Origin of the sequence: Clostridioides sp. ES-W-0016-02 (assembly GCF_020641035.1) — a bacterium.
Classification (GTDB): Bacteria; Bacillota; Clostridia; order Peptostreptococcales; family Peptostreptococcaceae; genus Clostridioides.
Map to the genome: position 1 here is coordinate 3112512 of NZ_CP061361.1, position 26016 is coordinate 3138527.

Below are 26016 nucleotides of genomic sequence, written 5' to 3' on the forward strand. Positions count from 1 at the left end.
TACCCCTTTAATATACATTTTATGCTTCGTATCCATTTGGATTCATACTTTGCCATCTCCAAGAATCTTGGCACATTTCTTCAAGTTCATATTTAGCTTTCCATCCAAGTTCTTTCTCTGCTTTTGATGAATCTGCATAACACATTGCTACATCTCCAGCTCTTCTTCCAACAATTTTGTATGGTATCTCTTTTCCACTGGCTTTAGAAAATGCTTTAACTAAATCAAGAACACTATATCCTTTACCAGTTCCTAAATTGTAAACAACAAGTCCTGGATTTTCTTCTAATTTTTGTAATGCCTTTACATGACCAGCAGCTAAATCTAATACATGTATATAATCTCTAACTCCAGTCCCATCATGAGTTGGATAATCATTTCCATATACACTTAGTTCTTTTAATTTACCCACTGCTATTTTTGTTATATAAGGCATTAAGTTACTTGGAGTTCCATTTGGTTCTTCACCAATTCTTCCACTCTTATGAGCACCTACTGGATTAAAATATCTTAAAAGTGCTATATCTAATGACTCATCTGCTTTTGATATATCCACTAACATCTGCTCTATCATAAGCTTAGTTCTTCCATATGGATTAGTTACGGAAAGCGGGAAATCTTCTAATATTGGACAAGTATGTGGATCTCCATATACAGTAGCTGATGAACTAAATACAAATTTTTTAACACCATATTCTCTCATTAATTCAAATAAATTTAATGTACTTATTAGATTATTACTATAATATTCAATTGGCTTTTCCACTGATTCTCCAACTGCTTTTAAAGCTGCAAAATGTATAATAGATTCAATATTATTCTCTTTAAATACAGTGTGCATTTCATTTTTATTAGTTATATCAATATTATAAAATTTTACTTGTTTTCCAGATAATTCTCTAATTCTATCAACTACTATTGAGTTACTATTACTTAAATTGTCAACTATAACAACTTCATAACCTGATTCTAAAAGTTCTATTGCTGTATGGCTTCCTATATATCCTGCTCCTCCAGCTACTAAAACCGCCATAGTAATTACCTCTTTTCTAAATTTATTTTTCGCTTACTTTTTTTCTCATATAATCCATTAAATCATCTTTTAGATTTTCTCTTTGTAGAGCAAAATCTATTGTCGCCTCTAAAAAACCAATCTTATCTCCCACATCATATCTTCTTCCTTCAAAATTATACGCATAAATAGCTTCTTGTTTTCCAAGAGTTTGAAGTGCATCTGTTAACTGTATTTCTCCACCTTTTCCAGGTGTTTGTTTCTCTAATATATCAAATATTGCAGGAGTTATTATATATCTTCCAAGTATGGCTATATCTGATGGTGCTTCTTCAATTGCAGGCTTTTCAACCATATCTTTAACTTTATAAACTCTATCCTCTATATGTTTTATATCCAATATTCCATATTTGTTTGTATCTTCTTTAGCTATCTTTTGAACACCTAGTACAGTTGTTTTATATTCATTATAAGTATCTATTAATTGCTTTAGACAAGGCACATCTGAGTCTACTATATCATCACCTAATAGTACAGCAAAAGGTTCATCTCCTATAAAACTTTTTGCACAGTAAATTGCATGTCCAAGACCTTTTGGCTCCTTTTGTCTTATATAGTGAATATTTACCATATTTGATATATCTCTTACCATTTCTAGCATTTCTGTCTTACCTTTTTGTTCTAATTCTAACTCTAATTCAACTGATTTATCGAAATGGTCTTCTATAGATTTTTTATTTCTACCTGTTATTATAAGAATTTCTTCAATTCCTGAGTCTATAGCTTCTTCTATTATATACTGTAAAGTTGGCTTATCTACTATAGGAAGCATTTCTTTGGGCTGTGATTTTGTTGCTGGTAAAAATCTAGTTCCTAGCCCTGCTGCTGGTATTATCGCTTTTTTTACTGTCATCTGCATTTTTTCACCCTTCTTCGTAAATTTTCTCTTGTACCAAATTAATATACCATATTTATACTTTTTCTTCAAACTCTATATTATCCCAATTCTTAACATTACAAGAACATAAAGGTAGATGAAATTTCATCTACCTTTAGTTTTTATAAGTTAATATATTATATTTTATATATTCTACCTAAAACTCACATAGATACTAAATTTCATCTAAAATACCCTTTATATCACTATCTATATCATCATCCAAATATGAATCTAAATCTTCTAAATCCACGTCTAATTCTTGATATGTCATGTCAACACTTACATCTTCATCTATATCCATTTCTGATATTAATTCTCCTAAGATGCTATTTCCATCAGTATCTAAATCTCCATCTATATCTTCACTTATATAGTTTTCATTTAAGACTTCATCTAAATCAATCTCATAATAAACTTCATTATTTTTTTCATCACTTGAATTCAAACCTAAAAACTCATAATTAAAATTCCATACATTGTATTTACTTGACATACTTCATACCTCCTGTGAAAAACATATTTTCATCTATCTTATTGGCTCCATAATCAACAGAATTATATATTTTTTCAATTATGTCTTTTCTTCTTTCATTTGTATTATTATTTAATGTCAATTGTCTAAATACATATGTATTTGTTATTCTCTCGAATAATACTTCTTTTACACTATCATCATTAATATTTTTATAATTTTTCCATAAAACTTCAAATAACTTAAACATCTCTCTACTAGTTTCATCCACATAGTAAGGATACATATTTTCTACTAAATGATTTAATCTTGATATAGCTTGTTTTAAAAATACATCCAAGTTTGCACTTTCACTTTCCTTTAACATCCTATAATTGTATCGCTTCTTATCTTTACCTGATATTACAAATATAATATTATCTAAACTTTTTTCAACTCCATCTAAATAACTACTTATATTGTATGATAAATCAAAGAATAAATTTTTAATCTGTCTAAATACTTGTACATCAAGTTTTGCATTATACTTTTCAAATAACTCTATCTCTTGATTTTCTAATATTCTTGGAGTATAAGCTGATATCAAGTCTAAATTATTTCTCTGTTCTTGTATCTGATTATAAAGTGCATTTATGACTTCTATTCTTATTTCATCATTCAATTCTCTTTCTAATACTTTATCAAATTCAGATTTCATGTAATAAATATTTCCAAAGAAATTAAATATTATCATATCATTCATAGCTTTAGACCAATTTTTATATAAAATCTCAACAGAAACGTCTTTAAGTAGTGGTTTTTTTGCATATATAAAGACATCTTGCATAAGTTTTTGAACCATACTTCTACTTAAATTTAAAATTATTTTTTGATTATTAAATTTTATTTCTGTTTCTACAAAATCAGAATTTTTACTTTCAATATCTCTATTAATTACAATATCTTTAACATCACTATTTTTTATAGATATAATTTCTTTTTGGAAAGACTTCATTATTGTTAAACTATTAAAATCTTCTTGGATAAAAAATGGGGCATGTTTTAATGTATATCCTACTATTTCATTTTCTATATCTTTTAAATCCTCTATTTGCATAGCTTCTTTATTTTTATCATTTATGTGCAAGTTAAATACATTTTTATTATCATATAATATAATGTCTTCTCCTAAAATTAACTTTGAACAATTATCTTTTGTTGACTTAACAATAGTTTTTTTAGACTTCTTATTTATAAAAATAAGTTGATCCTGATATTTTACTAAAAGCATATTAGTATTTTTATAATCAAATCCATCTATATTTCCTGATATTTTACAGAATACTATCTCACAATCTTTAGGAAGATTTCCTATTTTCTTATTATCTTTAACTCTCTCACTTAAATCGGCTGGAACTATATTTTCTACATTATTATTAAATATAGAAATAGACCTTACTATAAGACCTTCTCTTTCCATATGAAAATAACCCTTTAGAGAAACTCTCTTATCTTCTAAAATATATCTTTCTATATCATCAAAGTTTATTTCAAATCTATTTTTTCCACTGATAAATATAAACTTTTCATTATCTTTATTAATTCCACCCATATAAAATTTATTATCATCTAAACTCAAGATAGTCATGTTGTCTTTTAAATAAAATATAAATTCTCTTTGGTTCTTACAGATTAAATCATATTCATCTAAAGTTATTTTCATAGTTAAACTTGCTGTAACATTCTTACTTGAATTCTCACTTTTTATATAAAAAGGCAAGTTATCTCCATAAATGATTATTTGAGAACCTTCTAAAACTGCTTCTAACTTTTTTTTATTATCTGAAAAACTATATATATATTTTACCCCTGATTCATCATTAACTTCATCTGCTTTGCTGATTATAATATTACCTAAATTTGTTATATGAAGTTTCTTAGATTCTTTTGAATATCTACTGATACCACTAAGCTCAAATCCATCTGAAAGCTCATATATAATTTTTTCTCCTAATTTCAACATACCTTCACCGCCTAAACAAAATTATAATTATTTTCTAAAGGTGAATAAAATGTCTCAAAATAAATAATATCTTTTAATACTTTTTATTTTGAGACATAATTCGTCCTTATTTAATAAATATCCTAAGCACCTTCAACTATTTCTTCATAAAGTTTATCTAAATGTTTAACATATTCACGATATCCAGATTTATTTTTTAACTCACTTCTTAAATCTTCATATTTTTGTCTAAGTTCTTCAGCACTTAATGAAGGAGCTGATTCTTTCAAATCTTCTAATTTGTAATCATAGTACTTATCATACATCGCTATATATGTATCAATAGATTTCTTAGCTAATTCATTACATTTTTCTTGTGCTTCTCCATACTCAGAATAATCACCTATCTTCACTTTATAATATCCATTCTCTTGAACTATTGTTGAAGAAATACCTTTAGCTTCATATTCTTTTGCTGTTTCTTTTGCTGTTGCTTCAACTTTAAGTGAACCTGCATAGACAGTATAATATACACCTTTACCGTCTTTATATGCTTCCATCTCTTTTGCTTTCTTTTCAGCTTTTTCTTTTTCCTCTGCTTTTGCCTTTTCTTCTGCTTCTTTCTTTTCTTTTTCAGCTTTTGCTTTCTTTTCTTCTTCTGTTTGTTTATTGTTGGCTTGTTGCTGAGTTGGTGCTTTTGGAGGTGTCGTGTCTTTATCATTTTTCTTGTTATTGCCTACTGTTATAAAGTATCCTACACCAACAATTGCCACTATAACTATAGCTATAATAGTCTCTTTTAATCTGCTTTTTTTAGAACCAACCTCTTCATCATCTATAGAATCTTCTTCATTTGATTCATAATTTTTTATTTCTGTTTTCTTTTCCTTAGAATTAAACTTAGAAGAATGTTTAGACTTTTTGCTATTTTTTTCTTTCTTGTTAATAGGTATTACTACTGATTTTTCACTTTCTACCTTTTTTTCTTCTGCTTCTTTTGGCATTTCATCACCTAATCCCTTACTTTCTTTTTCAGATTTAGGCTCATTACTTGCTGATAGTTTTTTATCTAACTCATCATTATTTATTGGTTTTTCTATTTTTATGTTGCGTTCTTCTTCTAAACTTTGGTTTATTTCTTCTAAGTTTTCTATATTTTCCTTAATAGATTCATCAGCTTCACCTGGAACTGTATCAGAAGTATTATCTAATCCAATCTCTTCCTTTTCAGTTTCTTCTAGCACATCCTCTTTTTTGCTTTCCTTTTTCATAAATCCAAATAATTTATCTTTTTTTCTACTCTTCTTATTTTCTGGTTCAATTATTTCTTCTTTATTTATATCATGATCTTTTTCAATATCTTCTTTATTTTCTATAGCATTCTCTACATTTTCATTCTTATTAATTACTTCTTCTTTAGTATCTTCCTCTATAGAAATGCTACTTCTAAAACAAACATCTTTATCTGCATTTTTTATCATATAAATATATTCTTCAATATCAATGTCTTTATTTTTTCTAGTTCTCTTTGATACAATATCGTGATTTTCTAATTCAGAAGATTTATCTTTTAGAACAATGTGTGCTTCTTCCCAAACATTTTCACTAATTTCTGTTTTATTTTTAATTACATAATCTATGAATTCCTTAAAATTTTCAGCACCAAATTCTCCAATTATAGTTAATCTCATCGCACCTTCTATAAGGTCTCTATTTCTTCTCTTCAAAAATTCTAATGCAACTGTTGCACAAACAAAGTCTTTAATAACTTCTCCACCAAAGCCATAGCCTTCAACATAAGGAAGTTCTTCTAACCCACATAATTTTTTATATTCATTATATACAGTTTGAGATATACTTTCATCATTTAAACTATTTAGTTTATCCATAAACTTTGCTTCTACATCATTTATCTGCGGTTCTTTTCCTAATTCTGACTTTTTAACTGAATTTAATAAAACATCATTTTCTGAATTATCTTTACCTAATTGTAAATCTTCAATTTCTGTTGCTTTTATATCTTCACTGCTTTGTTCAGAATTCTCTTCTATATTTTTAGGTACTACCTCTTTGCTACTAGCTAATATCTTATTTACACAGAATATTATTTCTCTTTTTAGTTCTCTTTTAGCATCAGCTTGATTCTTAAGAAATAAACTTGCACAATCTTTCTTTTCTAAACTTATCTTTCTAAGTGTTATATTAAGAAGGTCTTTATATAGATTTAGAACCTTATAATCCTTTTCTAAACGTCTTCGTCTCTCTAATAGGTCCATTTTATCATAAGCTAAAAAACTACTTAAATCGTTGGCTTTTAGACAGTCTAAACCATCCTTCATTGCCTTATTTACATACTTTCTACATTTAGCTGTAGTTAATTCTAATTCTTTCTCTAATTCATCTATTTCAGGTATGTATTTATCTACTATCCATTTCCCGATAAGCGGTTCTGTATTTCTTGCTAATGTTTTATAAAACAATATATTAAATTTTAAAAGCTCAGCATATTTTGCTTCATTGAATTCTACTTTTTCAAATTTCTTTTCTAAAACACCTTCTAATTTTTCATTTATCTTAGACTCTTGTTTTAAAAAACTTGCTGTGACATTTAAAACAGTATTTCTTATTATATTATTTTCACTCAAAACCTTCACTCCTTAAATCAATTATTTTATTGTGATATTTACATTATGTAAAATTACTAATTTGATTATGATATTTTAATAATTAGTTACTAAATTTACTACATCTTATATCATATCATATTATTTACATCATTTTACTTTTTCTTTTTATATCCATCTTATATTATACCATTTTTAATATCTGTACTAACTTATATTACAATATTCCACAAAATTTTGAAAGTAAATTAGACAAATTTGCAAATAAAAAAACATCAGTTTAAACTGATGTTTCACCTATCGAAAAAATTAAGCAAGTCTATAAGCGGAGTTCTGTATTAGATAATCATCTTTCTAGGCTTATTGTCACCAATAAGCTCAAGCGACCTACCTACCGGAGAGTACGAGCAGCACTCTTTATTCCTATCTTGGTCTTGCTCCAGGTGGGGTTTACATAGCCAACTAGTCGCCTAGCTGCTGGTGAGCTCTTACCTCGCCTTTCCATCCTTACCACTTAAGTGGCGGTTTATTTCTGTTGCACTATCCTTAGGATTGCTCCCACTAGGTGTTACCTAGCACCCTGCTCTATGGAGCTCCGACTTTCCTCATGTAAAATTACATGCGATTATCTGGCTTACTTAATATTCATTTTACTTAGCTATATTATCATAAATACTTAAGTATGTCAAAGTAATATTATACTAAAAATTTAAATTTCTTCAAAAATAGTGTAATATAGGTATATAAACTATTATTTATGATTTGAGGTGGAATGTTGAAAAAATTATATAGAGTAATAATTAATATTATATTAATATTAGTAATAATCTATAGTGGATTTAATATATGCTTAAAGCTTAGCAAGTACAGCCATGATACTAAAGTATCTGCTCAACTTCAGAAAAAAGAAAATAAAAAAGAAGACTTATTAAAAATAAACAAAGATTTTAAGTTTTGGCTTTCTGTTGATAATACAAATATAAATTATCCAGTTGTACAATCTAAAGATAATTCTTATTATCTTGACAAAGACTTTTATGGTAAAAAATCTATCTCAGGTACATTATTCATGGATTATAGAAATAAATCTCTGGATGACCAAAATGTTATAGTATATGGACATAATATGAAAAACAAAACAATGTTTAATAATCTAAATAAGTTTAAAGATGATGATTTCTTTAAAGAAAACAATCAAATAAAAATCACTATGGATGGAAAAGAATTATTATATGAAGTATTTTCTGCCTATATTGTAGAATCTGATTATGATTATCTAAAAACAAGCTTTAATAGCGAATCAGACTATCAAAAATACATAGATGCTATTACTTCCAAATCATTACATAAATCAAATATGAAAGTAAGTAGTAAAGATAAGATAGTTACACTTTCTACATGCACTTATGAATTTGATGATGCTAGAATGGTAATCCATGGCAAGTTAGTTTCAAATTAAATATACATGTCTTTTTAACAATTCTTACACAAATAATCAAATTTTTGCGTTAAGGTATTCACATACAGATTAAAATAATTATTTTAATCTGTATAGCTATTTCTTACTTAATAGCTATTTTTTACTTAAATTTATCAATTTCCTGTCTATTTCTATAAACTATATAAAATAATAAATATATTATATAATAAAAAAGACTATGTTAAAAACATAGTCTTTACTGGAGCTGGTGATAGGAATCGAACCTACAACCTGCTGATTACAAGTCAGCTGCTCTACCGTTGAGCCACACCAGCACACTTATTCTATTGTGAGTTAAATTAACACTCTAAAAACTGCATATATATTTTAATTAATGAACATCAAATAAATATTGGTCAAGTCCTCGACCTATTAGTATCGATAAGCTAAATACATTGCTGCACTTACACCTTCGACCTATCAACCAGATAGTCTTTCTGGGGTCTTACCCTTGCGGTGGGAAATCTTATCTTGAAGTTGGCTTCGCGCTTAGATGCTTTCAGCGCTTATCCATTCCGTACATAGCTACCCAGCCATGCCCTTGGCAGAACAACTGGTACACCAGAGGTACGTCCATCCCGGTCCTCTCGTACTAAGGACAGGTCTCCTCAAATTTCCTACGCCTGCGACGGATAGGGACCGAACTGTCTCACGACGTTCTGAACCCAGCTCGCGTACCACTTTAATGGGCGAACAGCCCAACCCTTGGGACCTACTACAGCCCCAGGATGTGATGAGCCGACATCGAGGTGCCAAACCTCCCCGTCGATGTGGACTCTTGGGGGAGATAAGCCTGTTATCCCCAGGGTAGCTTTTATCCGTTGAGCGATGGCCCTTCCACGCAGAACCACCGGATCACTAAGTCCGATTTTCATCCTTGCTCGACCTGTATGTCTTGCAATCAAGCTCTCTTTTGCCTTTACACTCTACGTACGATTTCCGACCGTACTGAGAGAACCTTTGAGCGCCTCCGTTACCTTTTGGGAGGCGACCGCCCCAGTCAAACTGCCCACCTGACAGTGTCCCAAGACCAGATTCATGGCCTATGGTTAGAGTCCCAGTACTACAAGGGTGGTATCCCAAGGATGGCTCCGCCAAAACTGGCGTCCTGGTTTCAAAGCCTCCCACCTATCCTGTACATGTAGTACCAAGACCCAATGTCAAGCTACAGTAAAGCTCCATGGGGTCTTTCCGTCCTGTCGCAGGTATCCGGCATCTTCACCGGAATTACAATTTCACCGAGTCTGTTGTTGAGACAGTGCCCAAATCGTTACGCCTTTCGTGCGGGTCGGAACTTACCCGACAAGGAATTTCGCTACCTTAGGACCGTTATAGTTACGGCCGCCGTTTACTGGGGCTTAAGTTCACTGCTTCGATTACTCTAACAGATCCCCTTAACCTTCCAGCACCGGGCAGGCGTCAGCTCCTATACATCGTCTTGCGACTTAGCAGAAACCTATGTTTTTGGTAAACAGTCGCTTGGGCCTATTCTCTGCGGCCACCGTATGGTGGCACCCCTTATCCCTAAGTTACGGGGTCATTTTGCCGAGTTCCTTAACAACAGTTCTCTCGCGGGCCTTAGGATACTCTCCTCACCCACCTGTGTCGGTTTGCGGTACGGGTACCTTTAACCTCGATAGAGACTTTTCTTGACAGTGTGAAATCAGCTACTTCGCTACTAAATTTCGCTCCCCATCACATCCCAGCATTATCAAAGCGGATTTACCTACTCTGACTGCCTCAATGCTTGGGCACACATAACCAACAGTGTGCTTAGCTTATCCTACTGTGTCATCCCATCTCTCAAACGGTTATCGGTAGTACAGGAATATCAACCTGTTGTCCATCACCTACGCCTTTCGGCCTCAGCTTAGGTCCCGACTAACCCAGGGCGGACGAACCTTCCCCTGGAAACCTTGGGTTTACGGCCTGTGGGATTCTCACCCACATCTCGCTACTCATGCCAACATTCTCACTCCCATACTGTCCACATGTCCTTACGGTCATGCTTCAACCCGTATGGGAAGCTCCCCTACCCATCATTACTGATGCCGTAGCTTCGGTAGTAAGTTTTAGCCCCGGAAATCTTCGGCGCAGGATCACTCGACCAGTGAGCTATTACGCACTCTTTGAATGAGTGGCTGCTTCTAAGCCAACATCCTGGTTGTCTGTGCAATCCCACATCCTTTACCACTTAACTTACATTTAGGGACCTTAGCTGACGATCTGGGCTGTTGCCCTTTCGACTATGAATCTTATCACCCACAGTCTGACTCCCAAGTATAAGATGACGGCATTCGGAGTTTGATAGTCTTCGGTAGGTGCAATACCCCCTAGGACATTCAGTGCTCTACCTCCGTATCTCTCACCTTGAGGCTAGCCCTAAAGCTATTTCGGGGAGAACCAGCTATCTCCGGGCTCGATTGGAATTTCACCGCTACCCACAAGTCATCCCCGAGCTTTTCAACGCTCGTGGGTTCGGACCTCCACGAAATTTTACTTTCGCTTCATCCTGCTCATGGGTAGGTCGCCCGGTTTCGGGTCTACGTCAAGTAACTGAACGCTCAGTTAAAACTCGCTTTCGCTACGGCTCCACACCTTAAGTGCTTAACCTTGCTACTTAACGTAACTCGTTGGCCCGTTCTACAAAAAGTACGCGGTCACACAAGAAATGTGCTTCCACAGCTTGTAAGTGCAGGGTTTCAGGTTCTATTTCACTCCCCTCCCGGGGTTCTTTTCACCTTTCCCTCACGGTACTATACGCTATCGGTCACTAGGTAGTATTTAGCCTTGGAGGGTGGTCCCTCCTGCTTCCCACAGGGTTTCACGTGTCCCGTGGTACTCTGGATCATATCTGAAGTTTTCTCGTTTGACATACAGGACTATTACCTTCTGTGGTGGGTCTTTCCAAACCTCTTCAATTACGATACCTCTTCGTTTAAGATATGTCCGCAACCCCAATAAAGAAAACTTTATTGGTTTGGGCTATTCCGCGTTCGCTCGCCGCTACTTACGGAATCGAATTTCTTTCTCTTCCTTCAGGTACTTAGATGTTTCAGTTCCCTGAGTTCCCCTCATTAAGCTATGTATTCACTTAATGATACTTAGACATTACTCTAAGTGAGTTTCCTCATTCGGAAATCTTCGGATCAAAGTTTACGTGCAACTCCCCGAAGCTTATCGCAGCTTATCACGTCCTTCATCGGCTCCTAGTGCCAAGGCATCCGCCCTGCACCCTTAATAACTTGACCAGTTAAAAAGGTTTGATAGATTAGAAGCTATCAACTTCGATAATTTTTAAAAGTTATCAGCTTTATATATTACAAATTAGATGTCATATCACTAAATATATATATGCAGTTTTCAAAGTGCTAACGCACAGCGCCAACAGATAAATCCTGTTGCTCAAAGTGCTAATTGAGTATTCGTAAAAACGAACCCTCAAAATTAAACAGTAGGCAATTCTCCTTAGAAAGGAGGTGATCCAGCCGCACCTTCCGATACGGCTACCTTGTTACGACTTCACCCCAGTTATTGATTCCACCTTCGACGACTTCTTCCAAAAGGTTAGATAATCGGCTTCGGGCGTCTCCAACTCCCGTGGTGTGACGGGCGGTGTGTACAAGACCCGGGAACGCATTCACCGCAGCATTCTGATCTGCGATTACTAGTAACTCCAGCTTCATGTAGGCGAGTTTCAGCCTACAATCCGAACTGAGAGTAGCTTTAAGGGATTAGCTCCACCTTACGGCTTGGCAACCCTCTGTACTACCCATTGTAGCACGTGTGTAGCCCTAAGCATAAGGGGCATGATGATTTGACGTCATCCCCACCTTCCTCCAGGTTATCCCTGGCAGTCTCTCTAGAGTGCCCAACTTAATGATGGCAACTAAAGACAAGGGTTGCGCTCGTTGCGGGACTTAACCCAACATCTCACGACACGAGCTGACGACAACCATGCACCACCTGTCACCAATGTCCCCGAAGGGAACTCTCCGATTAAGGAGATGTCATTGGGATGTCAAGCTTAGGTAAGGTTCTTCGCGTTGCTTCGAATTAAACCACATGCTCCGCTACTTGTGCGGGTCCCCGTCAATTCCTTTGAGTTTCACTCTTGCGAGCGTACTTCCCAGGCGGAGTACTTAATGCGTTAGCTGCGGCACCGAGGGGGGTAACCCCCGACACCTAGTACTCATCGTTTACAGCGTGGACTACCAGGGTATCTAATCCTGTTTGCTCCCCACGCTTTCGTGCCTCAGCGTCAGTTACAGTCCAGAGAGCCGCCTTCGCAACTGGTGTTCCTCCTAATATCTACGCATTTCACCGCTACACTAGGAATTCCACTCTCCTCTCCTGCACTCAAGTCTCCCAGTTTCAAGAGCTTACTACGGTTGAGCCGTAGCCTTTCACTCCTGACTTGAAAGACCGCCTACGCACCCTTTACGCCCAGTAAATCCGGATAACGCTAGCCCCCTACGTATTACCGCGGCTGCTGGCACGTAGTTAGCCGGGGCTTCCTCCTCAAGTACCGTCATTATCTTCCTTGAGGACAGAGTTTTACGACCCGAAGGCCTTCATCACTCACGCGGCGTTGCTGCATCAGGCTTTCGCCCATTGTGCAATATTCCCCACTGCTGCCTCCCGTAGGAGTTTGGACCGTGTCTCAGTTCCAATGTGGCCGATCACCCTCTCAGGTCGGCTACTGATCGTCGCCTTGGTAAGCCGTTACCTTACCAACTAGCTAATCAGACGCGGGTCCATCCTGTACTGGCTCACCTTTGATATTCAAGAGATGCCTCTCAAATATGTTATCCCGTATTAGCATACCTTTCGGTATGTTATCCGTGTGTACAGGGTAGGTTACCCACGCGTTACTCACCCGTCCGCCGCTCTTTACCGAAGTAAATCGCTCAACTTGCATGTGTTAGGCACGCCGCCAGCGTTCATCCTGAGCCAGGATCAAACTCTCAAATAAAAGTTTATCAGGCTCAGATACTATTGTTATCTAAATATCTGGCTTTATGGTTTGTTTCTTGTTTTATAAATTAACCTACTGTTTAATTTTCAAAGTTCATTTTATTAAATAAATCATTTTGTACTCATTATTTTTTGGTTCCTTTTGGTTCCTTGTTGAGCACATTTATTATCATAACATCTTATTATAATATGGTCAACTACTTTTTTACATTTTTTCTTAAATTTATTAATTATTCATATTTTATAATACTATTGCGACTTTATTTTCAAATATGTAACTATTAATAATAACACTTTCAAACTATAATAATACTATATATAATTACAATTAATTTAGAAGGGAGCTAAAAAATGCTTAGAAAGATACTATACGTTTTGACAATACTTTCTATATCTATTTTTTTCGTTGTGGGATGTTCAAACTCACAAAAAAAACAAAACACAGAACAGAATAAAGAAATATCAACACAAGGAGATTCTCAAAATGCTGATGATAGTAAAAATACTTCCAATGTAACTGTTTCAGATGGAACAGACAGTCCATCAAATAAAAATACTGTGAACAATGATAATGAAAAGTTAGATGTGTCATCTTTGGATAATACTGCTCTTGATTGGTTTTATATACCAAATACTAAACATCAAACTCCAGAAGTAAATACTGACATCAAATTTAATTTTTCTGACTATAATGCTATATATAATGGACCCATCAAAGATGGTCAAAAAACATTATATCTTACATTTGATGAAGGTTATGAAAATGGATATACATCAAAGATACTAGATGTTTTAAAAAAAAATAAAGTAAAGGCCATTTTTTTCGTTACCTCTCCATATATAAAGGAAAATGAAGATTTGATAAGAAGAATGGTTGCAGAAGGTCACATAGTTGGAAGTCATAGTAAAACTCATCCTTCTATGCCAACAAAAACAAGCAATCTAGAAAGCTTTAATGATGAATTTGAAGATGTTGAAAAACTTTATAAAGAATTAACTGGAAAAAACATAGTTAAGTTTTTCAGACCTCCTATGGGTAAATATTCAGAAAAAAGCTTAGCAATGACTAAAAACCTAGGTTATAAAACTATATTTTGGAGTTTCGCATATAGAGATTGGGATACTGAAAAACAACCATCACATGAGGAAGCTAAGAAGAAAATAATGGATAATTTACATGATGGTTCTATCTTATTACTACATGCTGTTTCTAAAACTAGTACAGAAATTCTAAGTGATTTTATATCAGATGCTAGAAAACTAGGATACAATTTTGAGCTTCTAAATTATTAACATTTAGAAATATATTTAAAAGCTATATTTTAAATCTAATATTCAGATATTAATTTACATAAACTACTTCAAATTAAATACTTCCAAAAAAAATAGATGTATAGTTTTTACATGATACAAAAGTCTTTTAGTAGATAATAACTGTACATCTATTTTTAATTTATATGATTTTTTATTTTTAATTTATATAAGTTTTAATTTACATAAGCTTTGTTAATCTACAAGTAAAATAATATTAGCTTTTATTTTCTAAATAATGAATACTGCTACTATTGTTGTTACAATGAGACCTGTTATCACAGGAATAAAGTTCCTTTTTGCCAATTCAATAGGGCTAACTCCACAAATTGCTGCTGCTGAAATAAGCCCCCAAGGAACTAGACATCCTCCACCAACCCAAATACCACTAATTTGACCTAATGCAGCTAATGCACCAACACTTGCATTAATAGCAGTTCCAAATACAGATGCAAGTGAACCAACTAATGAGATTCCAGAGAACCCAGAACCATCAAGCCCAGTTATTGCTCCTACTACAGTTTCTATACCTGATACTGCAAATTTATTAAGTGGTATAGTTTGAGAAAGAGCTATCCCTATATCTGATAATAATCCTTGAGAACCAGGGGCTAATACCTTTCCAAATACACCAGTTAAAGGTGCAACTTCTCCCATGTAGAAAAACGCTGCTATTGGTATAATAGCTCCAAATATCTTTATACCAAACACAAAACCATCTATTATATTTTCACACACATTTTCAAGACTATTTTTACCAAAATTTATAGTGTTTATAATAATTATTAGAAACACTGCTGTTCCTCCTAAAAGAGCTGATGCATCTCCTCCTTTTAGGTCAAACATATACATAGCAATTATATCAGCAAGAAATCCTAAAGCTACTAAAATAGTTGCTATCTTAGATTTTCCATTAAATTCTTTTACTTCTTCACTTTCAAAATCTTTAAGCTCTTCTCTAAACATTCCTTTATTGATATCTCTTTTTAATGTATAAAACGCCATCGATATCGTTACAATTCCCATTACCCAAAATAAAATCATACCATCATTTATGACATATGATACTGCTACTCCTGCGGCACCAGCTGTTATACTTGGGGCTCCCTGAATAACAAAGTCTGTAGATAAGGCAAGACCATGACCAAATAAGTTTAATGCTACTGCAACACCAATCGCTGGTAATCCAGCTCTAATAGCAACAGGTAAAAATACAGCTCCGACTAAGGCAACAGCTGGAGTTGGCCAAAAAAACCAAGAAAGAATCAACATTACAAATCCAGTTACAAAAAATGCTGTGTTAGAATTTTTTATAACTTTGGAAAATGGTCTTACCATATACTGTATGGCATTATTTGCTTCTAGAGCTTTAGATAAAGCTACCATAATAGCTATGATTAAAATAATAGGTCCCAACTCATTTAAAGATATAATAAACGAGTTAAACACTGCTGTTATAGCTCCAAAGATATTTTTTTCAAAGAATAGCCCCATGAAAAAAACACCTAATATACATGGTACTATAGTATCTTTTTTCATAAGCATAGTAATTAAGATAATTACCATAAATACAATGTAAATATAATGCGCTCCTGTTAAAACCATATTATTATGTCCCCTTTTTTTAAGATAATAATATTATATGGTCTTACAAGTAAACTTGTTACTTGGTCATAGGCACATAACAATTGGCATGTGCAGTACTTAATTTAGACATTTATGATTCATTTACTGGAATAGATATTTCAATAGAAAACTCTTTGTCACCTGATTTTACATTTATACTTCCATTGTGATATGCAATTATCTTTTCACAGTTTTTTATGCCAATTCCAAAACTTTCTACATTTTTATGAATGTTACTAACTTTGTTTTTTTGTATAATTAACAGCTTACCATCTTCAACTTTAATTAAAAATACTATTGGTCTATCCCTTCTTGCATACTTTATTATGTTGGAACATAGATTATCAAATATTCTTCTAAATTGTGTTACATCTACATAAATATGATATTGATTATAAAGTTCATTTTCTATTTTTATATGAAATCCCTTTTCTTCCAATGTATATGAACTATCTAAAAGCAGTTGAAATATAAATTCATTTGCATTAATCTTTTCATATTTTTTAGAAACTTCTTCTTCCGAATTAACAAAATGTGTAAAAAGGTCATCTGTCAAATCTTTTATCTGATATGCTTTTAATCTCACATTTTTTATATATTGCTCCAATTGCTCAGGGCTATTATACTTATGATCTTTAATTAAATCCAAATAACAAATTACTGATGTCAATGGAGTTCTGACATCATGTGATATTGAAGTTACTATATCCTTATTTTTATTCTTCATTTCTCTTTCTTTTATAATCTGATTATCAAGTGCCTGACTCATCTCATTAATACTAGATGCAAGTGATGATAATTCATCGTTACCCTTAACAGGAATTCTATACTTTAAACTACCACTTTCTACTATCTTTATGCCCATCTCTATTTTTCTTAGATATTTAATCTTTCTACTCAACAGCAATAAAAATGTTACAATAAATGTAATTGCCATAAATGTGATAGAAACAGCTTCTATAAAGTTTTGAAATCGAAATCTAAACAGTGCTACTATAACTACACTAGCTTTAATATCAGAAAATTGTATCTCATAATGTCTAGCCATAGAGCTACTATAAAATTCATTTTCTTCACTCTTATCAGGTACTTCATCTGGATAGTACAGTGTATCATAAAAAAGCTCATTTCCTTTATATACTTTCATAGATACAAACCAATTGTCATTATTCCAATTTGATATATCTTCTCCATCCTTTGAACTTAAATTTTTATCATTCACATAGATTTGAAAATCAGCCATTAACTGGTCTGCTTCTCTTTTAAAATATGTTCTACCTTCTGATACATCCTTTACTATTGACTCAACAGCAGAATAAAATGGTATATTTAAAATAAAAGCCACCCCAGCTGAGATTACTACATATATCAATAGTATGACACCCAACTTTGATGGCTTAATTTTGCTAATCAATATAGTACCCCTTTCCCCATGCAGTTTTTACATATTGTGGATTTTTCTGATCTTTCTCTAATTTTTTTCTTAAATTTCTAATATGTACCATTATAGTATTATTTGCTGTATAAAAATATTGCTCATCCCAAATACTTTCATATATATTTTCAGACGAGAAAACTTTTTTTCTATTTTTTAGCATAAGAACTAGTATGCTATATTCTATAGTTGTCAAAAATATAGTTTCTCCATCCAATATGACATCTTGAGTATCCAAATTTACACTTAAACCTCTTGTTTTCAATATATTTTGCTCCTTATTCTTTTCCTTCCCCTGATATATATAATAACGTCTAAGTAGTGACTTAACTCTTGAAATTAACTCAGAATATGAAAAAGGCTTTGATAAATAGTCATCTCCTCCTGCTGAAAACCCAATAACCTTGTCGGAATCTTGAGTTTTCGCAGTTAGAAATAATATTGGAGCTGTTGTTTTTTCTCTAATCTCATTACATGCAACAAACCCTGTCTTTACTGGCATAACAACATCCAAAATAATCAAATCAATTGTACTGTCTACTAAATTTACAGCCTCTTCTCCGTTCGTCGCCATAACAACTTCATAACCTTCACCAGTTAAAAGTATTTCTACAATTTCCCTAATTTCTGGATTATCATCAGCTACTAAAATTTTTTTTTGAATCTCTTTATTCATCGCTAAGCTCCTTTTTTACTATATTTCTTAAATATTTCAAACTATATAAAATATTATACTTTATTAGTAAAAGCTTAGCAATGTCATACGTTTTAATACTTTCTACTATTGTAAGTATGCTCAAAGTTTAATCAAAACGTACACACATATCCTTGATGTAAAAAATAAACTATACAATACTATCTTACATAAACAACTTCTTTTACTGACTTAACTTTTTCAGAAGATTTAACATGTGCTACAATACATACTAAACCACTTATAGCAACGAATGCATAAAAACTTATTCCTCTGCTAAGTAACATCGCTGGCACTAATAAATGCCCTGGGAAAAATATCTTAAATAATGTCATAAAACTATTTTCAGATGCCCCAACAGCTCCTGGTAATGGTAAAGATGAAACAGCAATATTGAGTAATGATTGTATTGCTAATATTTCAAACACAGTATATGTTGATAGATGGAAAGCTTTATATACAAAGAATGGTACTAAAAACATAGCTGTTATTTGCACAATAGTTATAAGTAAAATCTTAATTACTAACTTTGGATTTTGTTTTATATATTGAGCACCTTTAACATATTCTTCAATTTGAGAAGTTATCACTTTTCGTGAACCTTCAACATCTTTTATTATTCTTAATTTTCCTAATAAATTCGTTATGAATATTATGAAGTTATTTACTAATTTTTTTGAAAATATAACTGCAATTACTCCAACAACAAGAGCAACATTCGTTATTACACCATATATCAATAAAATACTCATTCCTCTTACATTGTTTAGTATAAATTCACGTTCCATAATGAACATTATTCCGCTATATGCCAATACAACAACTTGGTGAATGACAACAATAACTAATAGTATAAGTGAAGAATAAGATATGTTTATATCATCTTTCTTCATGTAATAAACTTGCGCTGGTTGACCTCCAGACGCTGAAGGTGTAATTGAACTAAAATAAAATCCAACAAACGCATATCCCATACATTTTAAAAATGTAGTTTTTTGATTTAAAGCCTTTATACCTAAATATATATTTATACCTTCACAAGCAACATATATAAACATCATTGCAAATCCAATTAATATAAACACAGGACTTGCACCTTTTAATGATTTTATTAACGATTCAATTGATTGACCTCTAAAAACAAAGTATCCAGTTATACCCATTAGTAAAACTAAGAAGGTTACACTACCTAGACACTTATTTTTCTTTTCAGTTTTACTTATCATAACTACATCCTTTCTGGTGTTACAAATTTAAAACCACTAGCTTTGAGTTTTGGAATAGCTATCTTTAATGCTTCGATAGTACGTTCAGGTGCGCCAACTGCTCCTCCTGAGTTTTCTCCTGCATCATGCAAACAAATTATAGAATTTTCTTTTGTTCTATCTATTAACTTATTTACTATAATCTCTACTGTACTATCTTTACTCCAATCTTCTGCCATTACATCCCATAAGGTCATCTTTAAGTTATATTTTTTAACAAATTGATATGAAAATATATTAGTATGACCCCATGGTGGACGATAGTAGTTTACATCTACACCTAAATTTTTCATTGTATTTGTACTTTCAATAAAATCTTTTTTAACATAATTATAACTATAAAGCCATGCATTCTTATGTTCTAGTGAATGTAAACCAACTATGTGATTTTCTCTTAACATTCTTTTTATAATTTCAGGCTCTTTTTCAGCATTCTTTGCCACTACGAAAAACATGGCCTTTATATTATTTTCTTTTAGTACATCCAACAATTTTTCTGTATATCTTTTGTCTGGTCCATCATCAAATGTAAGAGCAATTTCATTCTTCTCAGTCATATTTTTCAATACATCTTTATTTAATAATTTATTATAATATGTAGGTATAATTGAATGGATTAAAAAAATCAAAGCAACAACTATAATTAAACCTACTACATACATTCTCTACACACTCCTTGTCCATCAAATGAAAATAAAATATTTTCTAATGAATTATTATCAAATTGTTTTTTAAGTTTTTTCATATTCAAACTCATTTCTTTAAGTGTAACATCATCATAGATTAAGTCTTTTATCTCATCTACATAGTATTTTTTATTTTTATCAAGTATTCTTCCAATTCCATTATTTAGTATAAAATCAGCATTATTTATCTCTTGTTGCAAAAATGGATTGAATGCTAATATTGGAAGCTCTGAGTAAATTGTTTCAAATAATGTTATTCCACCTGGTTTAGAAATAATAAGGTCAGCACTCTCCATATAGTTGTATACTTCATTAGTATAGCCTACAACCTCAATATTTTCATATCTATTGTACAATTTATAGTACATTTTTTTATTATTACCAGTTATTACAGTAGTTTTTACTCCTTCTAAACTATTTAGTTCTCTATAAAATTGCTCTGACTTAGGCAATAAACCTAAGCCCCCACCCATTATGAGGATGTTTTTTTTATCTAAATGATTTATATGTTCTATTTTTTTAAATTCTTTTTTTACAGGTATACCATTAACTTTTACTTTATCTTCATCTATTCCTTTTAAAATAAGTTCTTCTTTAGTAGATTCACTAGCCACTAAGTAACAATCTGTATTTTTACTAATCCATTCTGAATGACTACTTATATCTGTTATACATGTTATCAAAGGAAGATTTGAATTATACTTTTCTTTATATCTTGATACTACTTGAGAACAAAATGGAAAAGTTGAAATAACTACTGTTGGTTGTATTTCATTAAGTAACTTGTCTAATTTAGTTAAGAAATAATCTGAAAATGTAAATTTTATATCTTTTTTTCCATTTTCAGTGCATTTGTAAAATAAATTATAAAGACTACTTCCCCGATTTACAAGAATAGAAAAAGTTTTATACATTTTATCTGAGTAGTTAGGCATAATATATTCAAATATATCCTTAATTATTATTTCAGAATTATTAAATTTTGTTTTTATATCTTCACTTAAAGAGTTTGATGCTGAGTAATGACCCATACCAAATTTTCCTGTAAGAATTAATACTTTCATAAGATTCCCTCCTCATTAAAGCCTTTAAATACCTTTAATTACTATATTTATAAGTATAAACTTTAAATCTTTAGAAAAACCTAGTATAATTCTTAAGAAATCTTAAAGTTTTAATTAAAAAATACAAAACCCAATTAATATTGGAAGCTATATCCTAATTAATTGGGTTTTGTCTTTATAAACATACTTAAACATAAATACTATCATTTTAATTCTTTAAATATGTCTTATTTAATTATACTTTTAATTAATCCATAATATTATATTCTTCATATAGAGGATATTTTTCAGTTAAACCAACAACCAATGTTCTTGCCTTAGATTCTTCATCATAAGTTAAACATAGGTCTATAGCCTCAGCAATTACTGCCATATCTTCCTCTTTCATGCCTCTAGTAGTTACAGCTGGAGTACCAAGTCTTACTCCACTTGTAACAAGTGCGCCATTTGGATCAAATGGTATTGTATTTTTATTAGCAGTTATGTAAGCATCATCTAATCTTTTTTCTGCGGCTTTACCAGTTATATTTTTATTAGTTAAATCTAATAATATTAAGTGATTATCTGTTCCTCCAGAAATCAATTTAAAATCTCTCTTAATAAGTTCTTCAGCTAAAGCTTTTGCATTTTTAGCAACCTGTTGTTGGTATGTTTTAAATTCATCACTTAAAGCTTCTTTAAAACATACTGCTTTAGATGCAATTATATGCTCAAGAGGTCCCCCTTGAATTCCAGGGAATATTGCTTTGTCTATAGCTTTAGCATATTTTTCTTTACAAAGGATAACTCCTCCACGAGGTCCTCTTAAAGTTTTATGAGTTGTTGTTGTAACAAAATCAGCTACTTCACATGGATTTTGATGAAGACCAGCAGCTACAAGACCTGCTATATGAGCCATATCTACCATAAGTAATGCTCCAACCTCATCAGCTATTTCTCTAAATTTTTTAAAATCTATCTCTCTAGGATATGCACTTGCTCCTGCAACTATCATTTTAGGTTTTACTTCATGTGCTATTTTTCTAACATCATCAAAATCTATAAGTCCACTATCTCTATCTATTCCATATTCATAAAATTTATAATATTGACCAGAAATATTAACTGGAGCACCATGAGTTAAATGCCCACCTTGAGATAAATTCATTCCCATAACAACATCACCTGGTTTTAGCATAGCAAAATATACACCGATATTTGCATTTGCTCCAGAATGAGGTTGAACATTAGCATGTTCTGCCCCAAATATCTTTTTAATTCTATCTATTGCAAGAGTTTCAACTTCATCTATGTACTCACATCCACCATAATATCTTTTGCCTGAGTAACCTTCTGCATATTTATTAGTAAGATGACTTCCCATAGTTTCCATTACTGGAACTGATACTATATTTTCAGATGCTATCAACTCAATATTCCTTTGTTGTCTTTTTAACTCTCTTTTCATACTTTCATAAATCTCAGGGTCCGCTTTTTTCAAGTTCTCAAACATATTACTCCTCCTAGTTATTATTTAAATTTTACTTTTACAGACATTTCATAATTTTCGTTTTTATCAATATGATAATTTATTATTATAGTCTTTTATAAATTAATAGTCAAGTGTTTTACTACTTTTACATGTTTTCTTTCTGTATTTTAAGTTAAAATATAATAAATAATATTGTCTAATTCTTTTAATTGGATATAATTTAGATGTGACTATTTTTAAATAAAAAAAAGATAATATAATTTATATATATATAAGGAATATTACTTAAAAATTTGATATAATTTCAATATTATGTTTTTTAATTTGGAGGTGTATTTATGAATCAAAATGAGGAACTTGAATATAAAAAAAATATTCTAAAATTAGCTCTATTTGTAGGGGAACTTATGATAAAAAATGGAGCTGAAACATCTAGGGTTGAAGACAGTGTCCTTAGAATATGCAGGTCAAGAGGATTTTATCATGTAAATATTTTTACAACTCCTACAGTAATAATTATTTCAGATGAAAAATTTGACGGTTTTTCGTTTATGAAAACGATTCAATCAAGAGGTATAAACTTAAATAAGATTTCCTTATTAAACAGTTTTTCTCGAGAATTTGTAAATGATAAAGAATATGATATTGATACTGCTATTGCACGTCTTTATGAAATTCAAGAGGTAAAACCTTATCCTTTATGGTTGTTTTACTCTTGTACAGGAATTGCATCTGCTTGCTTTGCTTGCTTGCTTGGAGGGAATTATATATTAAATTTTATTCTTACATTTATAATAGCAATATTTGCTGCAATTACTTATGATAAAACCATGAAGATAAGTGCAATATCTGCATTTTCATGTTTAGTATCTTCTTTTTTAATAGCACTTTCAGGAGTTTTACTAGTTGAAATAGGTATTTTGAATGACCCTAAAATGCTTATAGTTGGAGCAATAATGCCACTACTCCCAGGAGTTGCTTTTATAAAAGCCATCAGAGATTTAATATCAGGTAATTTAATATCAGGAATTTCTCGTGCTTTCGATGCTGCTATGATTATTATTGCAATTGCTTCTGGAGTCGGTTTTGTCCTTGATACATGGTATAGAATTGGAGGTCCTTTCTAATGACTGATATGTCAATGATTTTACATTTTTTATTTTCAGGCATTGCAACTGCTGGATTTGCTGTTTTTTTTAATGCACCACTTTATCTACTTCTTCCAGCTGGAATAACTGGTGGAGTTGGTTGGATTGTGTATGTATATTTATTTAATTTCACTACAAACTCAATTTTTGCGGGTTTTATAGCTGCCGCTTTGGTTTCAGCATGTAGTGAGATATTGGCTAGAAAACTAAAGCAACCAGCTATTGTATTTGTAATTCCAGGTATTCTTCCTCTGATACCAGGAATTGGATTATACAATACAATGTTATCTTTAATTCAAAAAAATTATGATTTAGCTATGTCAAAAGGTACTGATGCACTATTTTTAAGTGCTGCAATATCGCTTGGTGTATTGGTTGTAACTTCTTTTGTAAGAACATTAAACCTTTTAAAAATACGAAAGAACTTTATTCCTCAAAGAAAATCAAAATAAAAATATAAAAATAGCAATGTACCCAAATCCTATAAATATACATTAAGTGTTTATAAGAGTACATTGCTATTTTTAAATTATAATCATTTTAAAGGTCAATTAAGATTCTTGTGATTACTGGTATAAATTCTCTACTATCTCTAAATTTTTTATCATTTTTCTTTAAATACAAATAACAAATTATTGTAAGACAAATCCCAACTAATCCACTTATCGCTTCAACGCCAGATGTCATGCCAATTGCTCCCAATATATAGTATGTTCCTATTGTTCCAACAAGAAGTGCTACAAGAGGTATTATATAAGCCATCACAGCTGCTTTTAATACATTCATGTTATCCATACTTACTTCTACATGGTCACCAACCTTCGCACCAATTGTATTGTCTACCTCTACTAATATCTCTTTTGACTCTGATGAGTCAGCAGTAGCACATTTTCCACAAGCAGCACAAGCTGAGTGTCTTTGCATTTTTAATTTTGCAGTTCTATCATCAACAATCTCCATAATAAATCCTTGTTGATTCATACCTAACCGCCCCCTTATTTTGTAAATTTATTTATGGTATCCATAAGTTCTTTTATCATCTCTTCAGTTTTTTCACTATCATCATGTTTGATACTTTCTGCTACACATCCTTTTATATGATTTTCCAAAATAATTGTACCCACTCTATTTATAGCAGACCTTATAGCAGATATTTGAACTAATATATCAACACAATAACGCTCCTCTTCTACCATCTTTTGTATCCCTTTAACTTGACCCTCTATTCTTTTTAATCTTTTTATAAGAGCTTCTCGCTCATTGTTTGGTGCTAATTTTCTTTCTTCCATAAACTCACCTCATACTCTTATGATGTTCTATACAATTATGATTTACTTACCAATTTGCTTAAAATATAATACAGTTATTACTATTATAAATGCTAAAATTGATATTGCTATAGACCTGCTCTGATGCTTAGTTTGCTCCATACTTAATTTACCATTCATCTTAAACCCTGCTAATGGAAATAAAAATATAACTAATGCGTCAATTCCAAGTACAATTTGGGCTGCAATAGTCCATTTGCTCAAAAAGCAAAATATTCCACCTACACCTAAAAGAACCTCCAATATATTTATAAACTTATAAGTAGGTTTTTTTATTATATATTCTTCAATTTTTTCCTTACATTCTGTACGGCATGGATATATATTGGTATTGTCATCGTATTTTATAGCCAATTTATTATTTGGTGACTTTATATCCCTATTACAGTAAAGACATTTTTTCATTTTATGTTCTCCTCATAGTATTTCTCTTAAGAAATTTTATCTAAATTATTATATGTTTCAATACTATTATACCAAATAGATACAAAAAACAAAAATA

The 26016-nt window shown here is 31.7% G+C and carries 19 protein-coding genes, 1 tRNA gene, 2 rRNA genes and 1 other RNA gene; 4 read left to right on the forward strand and 19 right to left on the reverse strand.

The features are described 5' to 3' along the window. Positions 1-19: 19 nt before the first annotated feature. The 6 genes from galE to rnpB all read right to left on the reverse strand — a co-directional run bounded on the left by galE (position 20) and on the right by rnpB (position 7670). Positions 20-1033: a UDP-glucose 4-epimerase GalE gene (gene galE / locus IC758_RS14710; protein WP_227835280.1), complete on the reverse strand. Its 1014-nt coding sequence runs from the start codon at positions 1031-1033 to the stop codon at positions 20-22. 22 nt (positions 1034-1055) lie between these two features. Continuing rightward, positions 1056-1931 (reverse strand): UTP--glucose-1-phosphate uridylyltransferase GalU, encoded by an 876-nt coding sequence (gene galU / locus IC758_RS14715; RefSeq protein WP_285891637.1) that lies wholly within the window; start codon positions 1929-1931, stop codon positions 1056-1058. A 193-nt stretch (positions 1932-2124) separates the two neighbouring features. Further along, a complete protein-coding gene (locus tag IC758_RS14720; RefSeq protein ID WP_227835279.1) occupies positions 2125-2445 on the reverse strand; it encodes a hypothetical protein in 321 nt (106 codons plus the stop codon). Then, a complete protein-coding gene (locus IC758_RS14725) occupies positions 2435-4426 on the reverse strand; it encodes a hypothetical protein (protein WP_227835278.1) in 1992 nt (663 codons plus the stop codon). The genes IC758_RS14720 and IC758_RS14725 overlap by 11 nt, the downstream gene beginning before the upstream one ends. A 122-nt stretch (positions 4427-4548) precedes the next feature. Beyond that, positions 4549-7059 carry an SPOR domain-containing protein gene (locus IC758_RS14730; RefSeq protein ID WP_227432350.1) on the reverse strand — a complete coding sequence of 837 codons (2511 nt, stop codon included), beginning with the start codon at positions 7057-7059 and terminating at the stop codon, positions 4549-4551. Positions 7060-7335: 276 nt separating this feature from the next. Further along, positions 7336-7670, reverse strand: an RNA gene (gene rnpB / locus IC758_RS14735) — RNase P RNA component class A. Between the two features lie 131 nt (positions 7671-7801). On the opposite strand from rnpB, the gene srtB reads away from it, so the two are divergent. Next, on the forward strand, positions 7802-8488 hold the full coding sequence (gene srtB / locus IC758_RS14740) for a class B sortase (RefSeq protein ID WP_285891634.1): 687 nt from the start codon (positions 7802-7804) through the stop codon (positions 8486-8488). Positions 8489-8709: 221 nt separating this feature from the next. Here srtB and IC758_RS14745 read toward each other — a convergent pair. The 3 genes from IC758_RS14745 to IC758_RS14755 all read right to left on the reverse strand — a co-directional run bounded on the left by IC758_RS14745 (position 8710) and on the right by IC758_RS14755 (position 13484). After that, positions 8710-8784, reverse strand: a tRNA-Thr gene (locus IC758_RS14745). A 77-nt stretch (positions 8785-8861) separates the two neighbouring features. Beyond that, a 23S ribosomal RNA gene (locus tag IC758_RS14750) occupies positions 8862-11760 on the reverse strand. Positions 11761-11981: 221 nt separating this feature from the next. Then, a 16S ribosomal RNA gene (locus IC758_RS14755) occupies positions 11982-13484 on the reverse strand. Together the 16S and 23S rRNA genes with 1 tRNA gene alongside form the textbook arrangement of a ribosomal RNA operon. A gap of 353 nt (positions 13485-13837) precedes the next feature. Between IC758_RS14755 and pdaA the strand changes: the two genes are divergently transcribed. Further along, a complete protein-coding gene (gene pdaA, locus IC758_RS14760; RefSeq protein WP_227434520.1) occupies positions 13838-14779 on the forward strand; it encodes a delta-lactam-biosynthetic de-N-acetylase in 942 nt (313 codons plus the stop codon). 249 nt (positions 14780-15028) lie between these two features. Here the strand turns inward: pdaA and IC758_RS14765 are convergent, their stop codons facing one another. From IC758_RS14765 to glyA, 7 genes are all read right to left on the reverse strand, one after another. Further along, positions 15029-16402 carry a hypothetical protein gene (locus IC758_RS14765; protein WP_227434519.1) on the reverse strand — a complete coding sequence of 458 codons (1374 nt, stop codon included), beginning with the start codon at positions 16400-16402 and terminating at the stop codon, positions 15029-15031. Positions 16403-16514: 112 nt separating this feature from the next. Then, on the reverse strand, positions 16515-17837 hold the full coding sequence (locus tag IC758_RS14770; protein WP_227434518.1) for a sensor histidine kinase: 1323 nt from the start codon (positions 17835-17837) through the stop codon (positions 16515-16517). Continuing rightward, the gene (locus tag IC758_RS14775; RefSeq protein ID WP_227434517.1) at positions 17830-18534 is read right to left on the reverse strand and encodes a response regulator transcription factor; all 705 of its coding nucleotides are present in this window, start codon (positions 18532-18534) and stop codon (positions 17830-17832) included. Before IC758_RS14775 ends, IC758_RS14770 begins: the two co-directional genes overlap by 8 nt. A gap of 179 nt (positions 18535-18713) precedes the next feature. Continuing rightward, the gene (locus IC758_RS14780; protein ID WP_227434516.1) at positions 18714-19778 is read right to left on the reverse strand and encodes a lysylphosphatidylglycerol synthase transmembrane domain-containing protein; all 1065 of its coding nucleotides are present in this window, start codon (positions 19776-19778) and stop codon (positions 18714-18716) included. A gap of 2 nt (positions 19779-19780) precedes the next feature. Further along, entirely contained in the window at positions 19781-20479 is a 699-nt protein-coding gene (locus IC758_RS14785) for a polysaccharide deacetylase family protein (RefSeq protein WP_227434515.1), read from the reverse strand. Next, positions 20470-21567, reverse strand: coding sequence for an MGDG synthase family glycosyltransferase (locus IC758_RS14790; RefSeq protein ID WP_227434514.1), 1098 nt, complete (start codon positions 21565-21567; stop codon positions 20470-20472). The genes IC758_RS14785 and IC758_RS14790 overlap by 10 nt, the downstream gene beginning before the upstream one ends. 247 nt (positions 21568-21814) lie before the next feature. Beyond that, a complete protein-coding gene (glyA, locus tag IC758_RS14795) occupies positions 21815-23059 on the reverse strand; it encodes a serine hydroxymethyltransferase (RefSeq protein WP_227434513.1) in 1245 nt (414 codons plus the stop codon). A gap of 317 nt (positions 23060-23376) precedes the next feature. Between glyA and IC758_RS14800 the strand changes: the two genes are divergently transcribed. Both IC758_RS14800 and IC758_RS14805 read left to right on the forward strand, forming a co-directional pair. After that, positions 23377-24165, forward strand: coding sequence for a threonine/serine exporter family protein (locus IC758_RS14800; RefSeq protein ID WP_227434512.1), 789 nt, complete (start codon positions 23377-23379; stop codon positions 24163-24165). Further along, positions 24165-24638: a threonine/serine exporter family protein gene (locus IC758_RS14805; RefSeq protein ID WP_227434511.1), complete on the forward strand. Its 474-nt coding sequence runs from the start codon at positions 24165-24167 to the stop codon at positions 24636-24638. The genes IC758_RS14800 and IC758_RS14805 overlap by 1 nt, the downstream gene beginning before the upstream one ends. A gap of 88 nt (positions 24639-24726) precedes the next feature. Here the strand turns inward: IC758_RS14805 and IC758_RS14810 are convergent, their stop codons facing one another. Genes IC758_RS14810 through IC758_RS14820 form a run of 3 tightly spaced genes read right to left on the reverse strand, consistent with a single transcriptional unit; the run spans position 24727 to position 25919 of the window. Beyond that, on the reverse strand, positions 24727-25167 hold the full coding sequence (locus tag IC758_RS14810) for a SoxR reducing system RseC family protein (protein WP_227434510.1): 441 nt from the start codon (positions 25165-25167) through the stop codon (positions 24727-24729). 14 nt (positions 25168-25181) lie between these two features. Beyond that, complete coding sequence (locus IC758_RS14815; RefSeq protein ID WP_227434509.1) at positions 25182-25475, reverse strand: metal-sensitive transcriptional regulator; 294 nt, start codon at positions 25473-25475, stop codon at positions 25182-25184. A 42-nt stretch (positions 25476-25517) separates the two neighbouring features. Further along, complete coding sequence (locus tag IC758_RS14820; RefSeq protein ID WP_227434508.1) at positions 25518-25919, reverse strand: hypothetical protein; 402 nt, start codon at positions 25917-25919, stop codon at positions 25518-25520. Between the last annotated feature and the right edge of the window lie 97 nt (positions 25920-26016).